This is a genomic window from Allopseudospirillum japonicum (assembly GCF_900108915.1).
In the GTDB taxonomy this organism is placed as follows: domain Bacteria; phylum Pseudomonadota; class Gammaproteobacteria; order Pseudomonadales; family Halomonadaceae; genus Pseudospirillum; species Pseudospirillum japonicum.
Genome location: NZ_FNYH01000010.1, coordinates 136,079 through 148,666, shown reverse-complemented (window position 1 = coordinate 148,666; position 12,588 = coordinate 136,079). Strand labels below are relative to the sequence as shown.

13 protein-coding genes and 1 pseudogene are annotated in these 12,588 nt (G+C 42.0%); 6 read left to right on the top strand and 8 right to left on the bottom strand.

Going from position 1 to position 12,588, the window contains the following annotated elements; all coding sequences use genetic code 11:
• The first annotated feature begins 509 nt into the window (after positions 1–509).
• The gene (locus BMX05_RS12990; RefSeq protein ID WP_093311263.1) at positions 510–719 is read left to right on the top strand and encodes a zinc ribbon domain-containing protein; all 210 of its coding nucleotides are present in this window, start codon (positions 510–512) and stop codon (positions 717–719) included.
• Between the two features lie 222 nt (positions 720–941).
• Here BMX05_RS12990 and BMX05_RS10150 read toward each other — a convergent pair whose 3' ends face one another.
• The 4 genes and pseudogenes from BMX05_RS10150 to BMX05_RS10135 all read right to left on the bottom strand — a co-directional run bounded on the left by BMX05_RS10150 (position 942) and on the right by BMX05_RS10135 (position 4,739).
• Positions 942–1,811 carry a DMT family transporter gene (locus BMX05_RS10150; RefSeq protein WP_093311260.1) on the bottom strand — a complete coding sequence of 290 codons (870 nt, stop codon included), beginning with the start codon at positions 1,809–1,811 and terminating at the stop codon, positions 942–944.
• Positions 1,812–2,168: 357 nt separating this feature from the next.
• A pseudogene (locus BMX05_RS12985) lies at positions 2,169–2,619 on the bottom strand (ABC transporter ATP-binding protein); the annotation flags it as partial.
• A gap of 56 nt (positions 2,620–2,675) precedes the next feature.
• Positions 2,676–3,692, bottom strand: a complete 1,017-nt coding sequence (locus BMX05_RS10140; RefSeq protein ID WP_177166876.1) for a FecCD family ABC transporter permease — start codon at positions 3,690–3,692, stop codon at positions 2,676–2,678.
• Between the two features lie 18 nt (positions 3,693–3,710).
• Positions 3,711–4,739, bottom strand: coding sequence for an ABC transporter substrate-binding protein (locus BMX05_RS10135; protein ID WP_093311253.1), 1,029 nt, complete (start codon positions 4,737–4,739; stop codon positions 3,711–3,713).
• A 156-nt stretch (positions 4,740–4,895) separates the two neighbouring features.
• Between BMX05_RS10135 and BMX05_RS10130 the strand changes: the two genes are divergently transcribed.
• Entirely contained in the window at positions 4,896–5,801 is a 906-nt protein-coding gene (locus BMX05_RS10130; protein WP_093311251.1) for a LysR family transcriptional regulator, read from the top strand.
• A gap of 69 nt (positions 5,802–5,870) precedes the next feature.
• On the opposite strand, the gene BMX05_RS10125 is transcribed toward BMX05_RS10130, so the two are convergent.
• From BMX05_RS10125 to nadC, 3 genes are all read right to left on the bottom strand, one after another.
• On the bottom strand, positions 5,871–6,485 hold the full coding sequence (locus tag BMX05_RS10125; RefSeq protein WP_093311248.1) for a cytochrome b/b6 domain-containing protein: 615 nt from the start codon (positions 6,483–6,485) through the stop codon (positions 5,871–5,873).
• A 77-nt stretch (positions 6,486–6,562) separates the two neighbouring features.
• Entirely contained in the window at positions 6,563–6,832 is a 270-nt protein-coding gene (locus BMX05_RS10120) for a PepSY domain-containing protein (RefSeq protein WP_093311245.1), read from the bottom strand.
• A 259-nt stretch (positions 6,833–7,091) separates the two neighbouring features.
• On the bottom strand, positions 7,092–7,940 hold the full coding sequence (nadC, locus tag BMX05_RS10115; RefSeq protein ID WP_093311242.1) for a carboxylating nicotinate-nucleotide diphosphorylase: 849 nt from the start codon (positions 7,938–7,940) through the stop codon (positions 7,092–7,094).
• A gap of 86 nt (positions 7,941–8,026) precedes the next feature.
• Here nadC and ampD point away from each other — a divergent pair, with 86 nt between their 5' ends.
• Complete coding sequence (gene ampD, locus BMX05_RS10110; RefSeq protein ID WP_395855320.1) at positions 8,027–8,596, top strand: 1,6-anhydro-N-acetylmuramyl-L-alanine amidase AmpD; 570 nt, start codon at positions 8,027–8,029, stop codon at positions 8,594–8,596.
• A 185-nt stretch (positions 8,597–8,781) separates the two neighbouring features.
• On the opposite strand, the gene BMX05_RS12595 is transcribed toward ampD, so the two are convergent.
• Complete coding sequence (locus BMX05_RS12595; protein ID WP_218139031.1) at positions 8,782–9,000, bottom strand: phage integrase N-terminal SAM-like domain-containing protein; 219 nt, start codon at positions 8,998–9,000, stop codon at positions 8,782–8,784.
• Between the two features lie 179 nt (positions 9,001–9,179).
• Here BMX05_RS12595 and BMX05_RS10100 point away from each other — a divergent pair, with 179 nt between their 5' ends.
• The 3 genes from BMX05_RS10100 (at position 9,180) to BMX05_RS10090 (ending at position 12,315) form a co-directional block, all read left to right on the top strand.
• Positions 9,180–11,351 (top strand): SEC-C metal-binding domain-containing protein, encoded by a 2,172-nt coding sequence (locus BMX05_RS10100; RefSeq protein WP_093311239.1) that lies wholly within the window; start codon positions 9,180–9,182, stop codon positions 11,349–11,351.
• Between the two features lie 164 nt (positions 11,352–11,515).
• Positions 11,516–11,785, top strand: a complete 270-nt coding sequence (locus BMX05_RS12590) for a type II toxin-antitoxin system TacA family antitoxin (RefSeq protein WP_093311236.1) — start codon at positions 11,516–11,518, stop codon at positions 11,783–11,785.
• Positions 11,782–12,315: a GNAT family N-acetyltransferase gene (locus BMX05_RS10090; protein ID WP_093311233.1), complete on the top strand. Its 534-nt coding sequence runs from the start codon at positions 11,782–11,784 to the stop codon at positions 12,313–12,315. Before BMX05_RS12590 ends, BMX05_RS10090 begins: the two co-directional genes overlap by 4 nt.
• Positions 12,316–12,588 lie beyond the last annotated feature (273 nt).

Below are 12,588 nucleotides of genomic sequence, written 5' to 3'. Positions count from 1 at the left end.
GAGTCTGTGTAAGTCAATCATTCATTTGATTGTTGCGGACGTTGAAACAAGAAGCCTCGCCCATAGCCGTTAGGCGACGGGCGGGGAGTAGTCACGAATGGATTGGTACTTTTAACGAAAAGCGCGAAATTCTCCATCCAGAGTCGCATTGCGTTGCTTTGCGATTTGGGTGGGGATGGATAGCGCATCGCCCGCTCGGGCGATAAGGTGGACTTTTGCTGATGTGGGTGTGTTAGTAGCACTTTATTTTTTTGATTTTCTTGATACCCTAACCGCCATGAAAGCCCTCAGCACGTTCAAGTCAATTTCGATCAGGGGGTGATCCATCTACCGAAAATCCCCAGCATCAAAGCCAAATTCCATCGTCGGTTTGATCTGGAAAATTCCAAGATCAAAACCGTGACCATCAAGCGTTCACCCGCGGGTCATTATTTTGCCAGCGTACTAGTGGCGACAAATAAGATGAGTCCCACGCCTTCAGTGATCGAGCCGGATAAGACTCTTGGGAGATGTTTCTAACCTTCCTGAGCTATAAATGTATTGACGTTGGTAAAAATGTGCTCAAGATAGGTCGCTTTGAGCCAAGCTCGAAGACCTGCAATCACTGCAACCACCAGATGGAAACGATGCTGCTCAGCGTTCGCGTGTGGGATTGCCCTTATGTGGCACCCAAGGCATTTGCCGCGACACTAATGCAGCCAGAAATATCCGCGATCTAGGTTTAGCTGATGCGCTCGGAAGGCGCGTTTGCGTAAAGAGTTCCCACACAACCAGCCCTGTCAGCGCAGGGGTTGTGTCGAAAGGTACTGAGCTATTGGCTCAGTACGGGTCGCAAGAAGCCCCCACTAAAACGACTCCAGCCATTTAGTGGCGAGTATTTCACATTTCTCTTTCTCGGCAAGTGCACCTAAGGCTTGCCGAGCATTAAACTTTTTGCACTGTCATGATATTTTTTGTGCTCTCAGCACACTTAAACCTGCTAGAGCAATCATCATAATACCTAAGATGGAAATAGGGTCTGGAATATCTCCAAAAAAACTATAGTCTAAGCCTAATGCCCAAAAAATTGCTGAGTATTCAAAAACCGCTAAAGTTGAAATGGGAGCTCTTGCCATAGCTTCTGTCATCACCACATGTGCACTGCCACCAAGTAAACCCGCACCAACTAGCCAGATTAGCGATTCTGAACTTAAACTAGGCCACCCCCAAAAACGGGTAACAGCACCAACGAGCGCACAAGTTAAAGCAAAATAAAAAGCAATACTGCCGGCATGTTCTGTTTTAGTAAGCTGTTTTATTTTAACTTTCGCTAGGGCAGTGACAATGGCCATTAACAAACCTGCTCCACTACCAAATAAGAAAGCATGAGTAATCTCTGGAGCATAAAGTGAAGGTAGCAAGGTTACCAGTACGCCTAAAAAACCAAAAATCACCATGCAAATAAGATATAAAGAAGGTTTTTCACCTAAATAAATACTGGCCATGGGGATTGCTAACAAAGGTGCTAAAAAACTAAAAATGGCAGCTATGGAAAGTGGCAAATAAGATAAGGATATAAAGGATAAAAACATGGCTAAACACCCATATAAACTACGTTGCAAATGCCCTTTCCAGTTGTTCGTTTTTAATCCTTTTGGGAATGCATTAAAATATAACAAATAAACAATAATAGGAATCAGTGCGAGACTACTGCGCCAAAATACAATTTGTCCCACTGGAGCATCAACAGATGCTTTTTTAACGCACAACGCCATGCCAGCAAATAAGCCTGTTGCCAGTAACCTAAAAGCAATACCTTTCCAAGCACTCATGTAATTTGATCTCGATGCAATCACAACCTCAGGTACCTAGCGAGGGTACCTGTTATTTTACTCAATAAAATCTATCAAGCTTTTTTGACAGATCAATACAAGCAATAGCAAATTAAAAGAAATGTAAAACAGGACGCTGCAAACTGTCATCTTGAATTATTTTTATATTAACTCCGAAAACTTGTTGAATATTTTCTGGAGTTAATACAGTTTCAGGCCGGCCTGAAGCGACAAGATGGCCTGCTTGCAGCATAAATAAACGATCACAACGGTAGGCCTGATTAAGATCATGTAATGCCACTACAATCGTGGTTTGCAATACTTCAACTAATTGCAAAATGGCTAGTTGGTTTTGAATATCTAAGTGATTGGTTGGCTCATCTAATAAAAGCATTTCTGGCTCTTGTGCTAAAGCACGTGCAAGGTGGACACGCTGACGCTCACCTCCTGAAAGCGTTTGCCATACTCGATGACCTAGATGCTGGATATTTAACGCTTGCATGGCCTGATCTACAATCATATCGTCCCGCTCTGACCAAGGATTGCGCATTGAAAGCCAAGGTGTGCGCCCTAATTCAACGGCATCACGTACTTGGATACGATCATGGGTTTCTGCTTGTTGCGTGACAAAAGCCATCTGGCGAGCCAAAGCATTAGCTTTTAGGGTTTGTAAAGGCTGTCCTTTGAAGAGAATTTGTCCCCCAGTCGGCTGAATCATTTTTGCCAATAAGCGTAATAATGTTGATTTACCAGACCCATTGGGACCAATTAGACCTAAAACTTCTCCTTGATGGATTGTAAAAGACATTGGCTGAATCAAAATCTTTCCACTTAATTCATAGCTGATTTGTTGGACAGAAATCATCAGTTTTTTGCCCCTCGAATCAAAATAAGCGCAAATGCTGGTGCACCAATTAAAGCAGTGACTACCCCGATAGGGAGTACCTGTCCAGTAATGACAATGCGAGAAAGAATATCAGCGAGTACTAAAAATAAAGCGCCCATTAAAGCTGCTGTAGGCAATAAAACAGCATGACGCACCCCCACCAAAAAACGTGCAGCATGAGGAATGACCAAGCCAACAAAGCCTATCGAGCCCACCATAGAGACCATGACGGCAGTCAAAGTAGCCGTGACCAAAATAAGAATAAAGCGAACACGAGCAACAGGTATCCCAAGAGATTGCGCTGATTCAGTGCCAAAAGTGAAAGCATCTAAAGCGCGTGCATAATACCAAGTGATAAGTAAGCCTATGGATGCAATAGGTACAGCAAACCAAGCATCCTGCCAGCGTACACCACTGAGATTACCTAACAGCCAAAACATGATACCTCTGGCTGCTTCAGCATTGGCTGACTTGGTAATCATTAATGCAGATAGGGCATGAAATAATTGTGCACCAGCAATACCAGCTAGAATCATGTGTCCAGTAAAACGTGCCAACACGAGCACAAGTACAAAAGCAAGCAGAGCACCTAAAAAAGCACCAAAAGACATAGATAAGGCACCGGCGCCAACACCCAGAATGGCCACTGCAACAGCACCTGCAGAAGCGCCTGCAGAAATCCCTAAAATATAAGGATCGACTAACACATTCCTAAGCAAGGATTGCAAAATAACCCCGCTTACGGCTAAAGCAGCGCCACAACAGATGGCTACTACAGCACGACTTAGACGGTATTCCCACAAAATTCCTGCATCGATCAGATCTACCGTATGAGCTGCTCCAAGTAGCTTATTGGCGAGTGTTCTATATACAGTTGCTAAAGAAATACTACTTTCGCCGACCATAAGCGCAAGCAACATAGCCGTTAGCAAAAGACTAAATGCAGCTAGCAAGTACTTAGCATTGTCAAACACTAAGTATCCAAATTTATACATCACACGGATCATATCCGCTTACTCTCCTGAAAAATCCATTTTATCGATTGCAAGACTCAAAGTTTCCAAACCTTCAATGGAGCGTAAAGTGACATCCATTGCATGGGCATCCATGACCACGATGCGGTTATTGATTACTGCATCCATGGCTTTAGTCACAGGATCTGTACGCAAAAAATCTAATTTTTTCTGGTAATCATCGGCTTCAAAACGGCGGCGATCCATACGCGCAATCACAATAATATCTGGGTTGGCTTTAGCAATAGATTCCCAGCCGACCATAGGCCAAACCTCATCAGAGGTCACAATGTTGTTAATGCCTAGTGTGGACATCATCCAGCCAGGTACACCTTTACGACCTGCAACCCAAGGATCTACGCCCAAAGCCGCACTCGAATACCAAAATACAGCAGAGACATCTTGATGCTTATAACGTTGAGATTTTGCTATCACAGCGGCTTCACGTGCTTGGATACTTTTAACTAAAGCTTGTCCTTTTTCTTCTACAGCAAATAAATAAGCGAGGTCGCGAATATTTTTGTAGAGATTATCTAAAGAAAACAAAGCAGTACGTGTGCCATCCGTGCCACGGCTTGAGTCTTGATCAATACATTGAGAAGCCAATACATAGGTGCTTATTCCCAAAGTATGAAACTGCTCTCTTTTACCCACAACACCTTGAGGCCCTATGCTAAAAAGGAAATCGGCAGTGACTAAATCTGGCTTTTGCGAAACAAGGCTTTCAAAACTTGGAAAGTTATCTGCCAAGCGTGTGATTTCCGCGTTAATTTCTTGGAATTTTGGATCAACATCCGTAAACCAGTTAGAAGTCCCCACCACTTTTGTATGCAAGCCTAGATGATAAAGCATTTCTGTTGTTGCTTGTCCTACTGTGACTACACGTTCAGGGGGAGCTTTAAGGTTAATTTGCGTACCACAATTTTCCAAACTGATAGGTGTTTGACTAAATGTCAGCTGCGGTAGTCCCATAAGGAAGCTAGCGAACAACAAGGGACGTGAAAACTGAGATAAGCAAGAAATGCGCATAAGAGTCTCATTAAGATTCATTGATTGAATATCGGCAAGTGATCGAAATGATATTTTCCTATCATTTGCTAATGATTATCAATTGAATTAAAATAAACTCCCTATTCCAAAATGGAATACCTAATCAACAAAGCCAATTGAGACCCTAGGCAAAAGATGCGAGAAATTTTTAATCTGCGACAGTTAGAAGCGTTTCGGGCAGTAGTGAAACATGGATCTGTAAGTCGTGCTGCCAGCAGTTTGTTTATAACCCAATCTGCTGTAAGCAAACTCATATCTACCTTAGAGGATAACCTAGAGTTTGCACTCTTTGAGCGGTATTCTGGACGCTTGCATCCCACTTCTGATGCCTTAAAGTTATACGAACAGAGTGATCCTGTATTTTCTGAGTTATCTCAATTAAATCACCGGATTAAACAACTACAAAATAAGGAACGCCGTACTTTCTCGATAGGTGTATTACCTGCACTAGCGAGTCAATACTCAGCAGAGGTATGTAAGGTTTTTTGTGAAAATCACCCAAATATCGACATTTCCCTATTTTCTGGAAATACCCCTACAATTAAAGAAATGTTAATTAATGGAAAGTTAGATATTGGCGTTATTTCACTACCTATTGATCATCCTTCTTTTGTCGCCTACCCAGTATTAAGCTCGATTTTGGTAGCTGTTTTACCAAAAGAACATATCTTGGCAAAACAAGAAAGATTACATGCCCAAGACTTACACGGACTAGATTTTGTTGACTACAACCCAGATGATCCTAGCAGTGCCTTGCAAAGAAAATTATTTGATCAGTTTGATTGTGCACCTAAGTTTACGATTAATGGTACAACAGCCTCTATTGTGATTAATCTTGTGGCATCTGGGTTTGGTGTAGGTTTAGTACACCCAGCATCAGCGCATTGGCGTAGAAAAGATTTATGTATTAAGCCTTTTATGCCCGAGACACCCATATCTTATTATTTTTGTTATGATAGCCAAACATATAAATCAGATCTGATTCAAGCTTTTGCGCAGTATATGAACCAAGTTTATTACAAAGTCTTTCAAGAAAAATAAAAATATGCTTTCTATATTAAATAAGCACTTATTTTATATAATAAGTGCTATGCATCACAGGTATTTGCTTTAATCTTGTGCCCGCTTATCGCCTTGGATCATAGAGAATACAAGATTTTCTCGGTGACGACGGCTTTCGATCACGGCACCTAAAATATGTAAAGGCACCAGCAACATGACCGCATTGGCTAGAAATTCATGGACTTCCTCTATCCAGTCTTCTCCCCAGAGTGCGTCTATCTCTGTCATCATCCAACCACTCACACCTAGCGCTACAATAAGTGCCATTAAGGTTAACATCATCACCGCGCCTGCAGGATTATGGCTTAAATAACGCGGTGGCTGGCCAGCTTGAGCTGCCTTTAAATAAGCAAGTAACCCTTTGGGAGAAGGTACAAAATTTGCGAAACGTGCATAAGGATTGGGTCCAATCAATCCCCACAATATGCGCCATGCAATTAGGGCAACCAGGGTGTAGCCCAGATATTCATGGATATCACTACCTTCTTCAGTGAGAAAAAAATTACTTAAAAATCCAAACGCTAACGACCAATGGAAAATACGTACACCTAGATCCCAAACGCGCACTTTGTTGTGCGTTTTGATCTCAGCATTAGCGTTATCCGTACTTGCAGATATTTTTGATTCCAAGGGGGAGGCGGGGTGTTCGCTAGAATCTTGCATGTGGCAACTACTCCTTAAAAAACATGCGATCCTTTCAAAAGCCCCAGCGTATCGCGCTAGGGCCTTGATGTAGAAGCTTAATCTTCGATTTCAGATTTGACGACTTCACCAGTTTCAGGGTGGAAGTAAACTTCTACTTTACGGCCTTCTTTATCCCAACCGTAGATTTCATAGCAGTTGCCTTTAGAAACTTTGAATTTTTTTACTTCGTAACCCATCTCAGCAATGCGTGCTTGCATATCTTGCTCGCTGATCCAGTTATCGTTTTTGCCTTCAGTACACTGAGGACCTGCCATTGCTGTGCTAGCGGCTGCGAATAAAACACTGGCTAAAATTACTTTTTTCATAAATCACCTGACAAGGTTGTGCGTAAGTGCTTGTTAGCTGTTGGGTGCTGCAATAAGGAGTAGTTTAGGGGGCTTAGCTTAAGCCAAACTTAAGTTGCTTATGCTGATCTAGGTAAACTTTTAATAAATTAAGTTATTTTTTGTATAAGCACCTTCGAATACTTGGGATGGGCTGGGTTTGAAATGTGATTCACTCAGGGATTTGTATAGAGAAAAAACGGGCGTCTACCCCGCACCTGTGTACGGGGCAGTTTTCGGTTTATACAGAAGTGATGCGCATGGAAAGATCTATTGCTTTGACATGTTTAGTCAAACTACCAATAGAAATATAATCCACCCCAGTTTCAGCAATTGCGCGTAAAGTCGCTTCCGTTACTCCACCACTGGCTTCTAACTTGGCACGGCCAGCATTTAAGGTCACGGCATGGCGCATCATTTCCAAAGTGAAATCATCCAACATAATGATATCGGCTTCGGCTTGCAGCGCCTGTTCTAATTCGCTTAAATCCTCAACTTCAATTTCTACTGGGGCGCTTGGTGCTAAATGACGCGCTTGCTCAATGGCGGCATGAATCCCACCACAAGCCGCGATATGATTTTCTTTAATCAAAAAGGCATCATATAACCCCATACGGTGGTTATAGCATCCGCCACATAAAACCGCATATTTTTGCGCACTGCGTAAACCTGGTAGGGTTTTGCGTGTATCTAGCAAACGTACACTCGTACCTGCAACTAAATTTGCATAATGGCGGCACCGAGTGGCTGTTGCTGATAGCGTTTGCAAAAAGTTTAATGCACAGCGTTCGCCGGTAAGTAAAGTGCGCGCATGCCCTTCTAAGGTGAAAAGCACCTGATTGGCTTCCACCTCATCGCCATCAGCAACATACCAGTTGATTTTTACTTCTGGATTTAGCTGCTGAAACACCTCATCCACCCAAGCGCGGCCGCTGATAATGGCATATTCGCGTGTAATCACTTGTGCATGTGCAGAGCGAGTATCTGGAATTAAGGCTGCGGTAATATCACCACTGCCAATATCCTCTACTAAGGCAGCCTGTACTTGACGTTGAATATCAGTATAAAGCGTGGGGGTAATGGCAGGCACAAGGCAGCTCCTTTTTGATAGATGATCACCAATACAGGGCGTTATTATACTGAATTTTTAACCTTCTAGGGTGAGGAAGACTAACCTTGTCGATAAGATCTTTTGCTGTCCATCCACATCATTGGTTACAGGGCGCGCTTTGGTGTGTATCACCAAACCAAAATGCACGCCCCCATGTAAAGGCACTGGAACTGGTGGTGATTCATAATATTAGCTTGCCGCCTGGGTGTTTTGGCGGGCCAGAAATCCAAGCACTTTTTACCAACCAACTGGATCCACAAGCCCATCCTTTTTTTGCACAATTAGAAGGGTTACAAGTCTCTGCACACTTGTTGATTCGTCGCACTGGGCAAGTGATTCAATTTGTGCCTTTTCATCGACGTGCTTGGCATGCGGGGGTTTCTGTCTATCAAGGTCGTGAAGCTTGTAATGATTTTTCAATTGGTATTGAGATGGAAGGCACGGATGAACGCCCTTATACCCAAAGACAATACCGTGTTTTAACACAAGTGTTGCAGGCACTCTACCGAGCTTATCCACAATTACCACGGACTGCCTTGGTGGGCCATGCGGATATTGCCCCTCAGCGTAAAACCGATCCAGGCCCAGCCTTTGACTGGCAATATTTACACCAGTTGTTGCAGGAAACGACCTAGTTGATGGCTTTCCTTGAAAGCCGAGCGGTTGACATCCCCCCGTCCTTTAAAGCGGAGAGGATGTCAATGACTTCAGTTTTTGTTAAAACAACAGGTAAACGCTGCGGTTTTTTTGCTCGCGTCACATTTTCAGCCCAAGGCGGCTCCATTTGTAGAACCTCTTTATATATAAAAAGCAAAGCGGCTCATGCTTGGTTTTGTGTCGAAGAAGCCAGGTTTCTCTTAACTGCCAAGTAAGTTAAAAATTGTTCCATTTCAAGTTGACCCATTTCAGCAGGGTGACGCTTATTATAAAAAATATAAATTTTAATCCAACCTATATAAGCCTTCTCCGTGCGTATAGAATAATGCTTAGTTCGGATACGTTCACGCACAAGGTCTAAAAATCGTGGTTTAGTCGCCATAATTTATACCTTATAAAACGGGAAGAATTAAAAATTAAATTCAACAACATACTGCTAGATTAATTTAGCCTACAAAATTAATGATATAAAGCATCAGTTTTATAATTTGTTGACATGCAAAATGTGCTTGGTTTAGGATATCTAAAAATAGTTAGAAAATATAATCTGGAGAGCAGTGGATGCCGGAGCATAAAGAAGCTAGAAAGGAAAGCGAGGTATTTAAAGAATTAGAAGATCTTTGCCTCTCTCCCGGCTACGTTCACGCAATTGCATATTTTTGTTTTAGAGATAACACCATCAGGTATGCCGATGAAGTGAAGCCCGAAGATGTTTTGCAACAATTCTCAATAGGGCGATTGGTAAGAACAGAGATATCCACGCTAATTGGAATGGCATGTAAAAAAGATATAGATGATACCTTACCCTCGCTAAACCTGATGCAGGAGTATATTAGTAAAACGGACTCCTTGCTTCAGGAGTTGCATCAATCCATGATGCCGCCGCTTAAAGAATTATTTAATCTAAATAAAGTTGGGGATGATAGCTTTAATCCTTTCAATTCTGGTGCTGTATTAAGAGAATCCATCTTTTATGGGGGCGAGTCAGCATATCACTTTCAGTATAGAGATCTATCGAAAGAAAAGTATAGAAAAGATAATGATTGGCTGATTGAAAATAAAGGCTATTCGCTCGAGCAGGCCATGTCTGTGATATCGTCTATTCAGACTTTGCAGAACGATAAGATCAATGATGTTTTTGCCAGATTAATTGAAAAGAATCCAAATGAATGGACTTTCCTTGAAGCTTATACATTTTCTCTAGAAGAAATAATCAATAAATCCGAATTAGATATGGAGGTCGCCAAAAAAGTTATTGGGTCGTTTGTATCGCCAGTCGGGCAGGAAGACTTCACGTCCTTAGATAACTTTAATCCGATAAATGCCTATCCAATCATAGAGCTTCAAGACAATAGATATCTTTTGTTTCAAAATTATAGTTTGGTTGAGGCATTATACGAGACTCCATTTTTTTGGTTCAATTCAGATGAAGTATACAGAAACATTGCGATGCGTCATCGAGGTGAATTTACCGAAGAATTTTCGAGTACAAGGCTTAAGCGTGTTTTCGGAGAAAGGCGAGTTTTTCAAAACGTTGATATATTTGACGATAAGAACAATAAGGCTGGCGAAATAGATGTGCTTGTAGTGTTTGCAAATAGAGCAATAGTATTGCAAGCAAAATCAAAAAAACTAACTATAGCTGCTCGCAAAGGGAATGACCTTGTTCTAAAGGATGACTTCAAAAAAGCTGTTCAAGATGCATATGATCAAGCCTTGGTTTGCTCAAACTACTTAACCAATAGTAGCTATAAAGTTGTTGATAGAAAGGGTAATGAAATAGCCATCAGCAGAGAATTTAAGGAAATTTATCCTTTCTGCGTGGTGTCTGATCATTACCCCGCTTTGTCATTTCAAGCTAGGCAGCTCCTTGAGCAAAAGCCTACTGATGTGATCAAGCCAGCTTTTGTGATGGATGTCTTTTTTTTGGATGTTGCAACAGAGATGCTGAAGTCACCTTTGCATTTCTTAAGTTACGTCAATAGAAGAACAATGTATGGTGATAAAATATTATCCACACACGAGCTGACGATATTGTCATACCATCTAAAGCAGAATCTTTGGATGGATGGCGAATATACAATGATGCAGTTAGGTGATGATATTTGCGCTGACCTAGATCTTGCAATGCTGGCTAGGCGAGATGGGATTCCTGGTAGTGCAACTCCAGATGGAATATTAACAAAGTACGAAGGAACACATTTTGATAGATTGGTTAAGGATATTGAATTACGTGACCATTCAGCCACTTTAGATTTCGGCTTTATGCTGTTGACACTTAGTGGTGACACAGTCGAAATGATTAATGACGGGATATCTAAGCTGCTTGAGCTGGGGCGAAAAGATGGTAAACATCATGATTTAACACTTGGTATAAGTGAAGACAGTTCTGGGCTGACTATTCATTGTAACGATGACTCAGACGCCGAAGCTGCAAAGCGCTTGGATCGTCACTGTGAGCTTAGAAAGTATGAGCAGAAGGCTAACCAATGGTTTGGTGTATGCATTGGCTCCAAGTCCAAGAGGTTGAGGTTTGGAGTTAATAAGGATTTCAAATGGGAACAGTCAAATGAAATGGATGAAGTGACCAAGGATCTCCCTAAGCCGCAGTCGTTAAAAGGAAAAAATAAGGTCAACTTTCAGACAGTAAATAGAAAATCTAAGAAGATAGGGCGAAATGAAAATTGCCCGTGCGGAAGTGGTAAAAAATACAAAAAGTGCTGCTTAAGGTAAGGATCCAAACTATATCTAACAAAAAGCTGCACGCGGATAAATTACCGGTGAGCTTGGCGCTATATTCTCCCTCGTTCCGTAAACTTTCCGTACAAATTGAATGTGCTTTAAGTTTGCACTATAATCTCTCAAGTTACGGAATGCATCCGTACGTAGGAGGGGTTATGGCAACGGCACGGTTAGATATTCGCCTTGATGAAGAGATCAAGGCAAAAGCCGAAAAGGCATCGGCTTTACTTGGTTTAAAAAGTCTCACTGAATATGTGGTGAGACTTATGGACGAAGACGCGACTCGTGTTATTGAGGAGCATGAAAGTATTATGGTTAAAGACAGTGTTTTTGACGAGTTTATGGCTGCGTGTAATCAAGTAAAAGCACCGAATCAAGCTTTGCTTGAAGCTGTTAAATTTACAGATAAGAGTGGTATCAAGTGAGTTGGGGCAAAGAGTTTGTAGAGCTTAGTAAATCAAAGCATGACCGCAACTCATTTGACTGTGGTGAGCAAGAACTAAACACATTTATCAAAACTCAAGCTGCAAAGCACATGCAAGCAGGTATTAGCCGAACAATGGTTTTACCTAGTGCTCAACCACTGTTAAATCAAAAATTCGCTATTTGTGCCTTTTATAGTGTTGCACCGAGCTCAATCAGCCGAGAAACATTACCGACACAATTAGCAAAGAAACTACCGAGATATCCAATCCCTGTTTTTCTGTTGGCTCAATTAGCTGTGCACAAAGAATTTCACGGTTCTGGGCTTGGAAAGGTCAGTCTAATTCGTGCACTGAAGTACTTGTGGGAAGTGAATCATCACATGAGGGCATACGCAATAGTTGTGGATTGTCTGACAGATTCCGCTCAAGCGTTCTATACGAAGTTCGGCTTTGAAGTATTGTGCGAATATAATGAGCGTATTCGTATGTTCTTACCGATGAAAACAGTAGAACAGCTTTTTAACCAATAGGCTACGAATATAACAAACGCTTCAAGGGGGACAGCCAACGCGTGGCAGAATCGAAGAGAAAATTGCTATCCGAGTTGCAGTAAATTTGTGCTCTGCTAGATGGCTTTCACCATCTGCTCGTCAGTTTATAACGTCGGCATATTTTTTCTGATACCTGCGACACGCGGATTCTTGCGCCCCAATATGGTGATAATAGCCGTGTGCGCGGGGTAGTTTGCTTGGCAACCTCTGTTTAATCAGGCCAGACATTGAGCTAGCGCAATTTCCAGACGT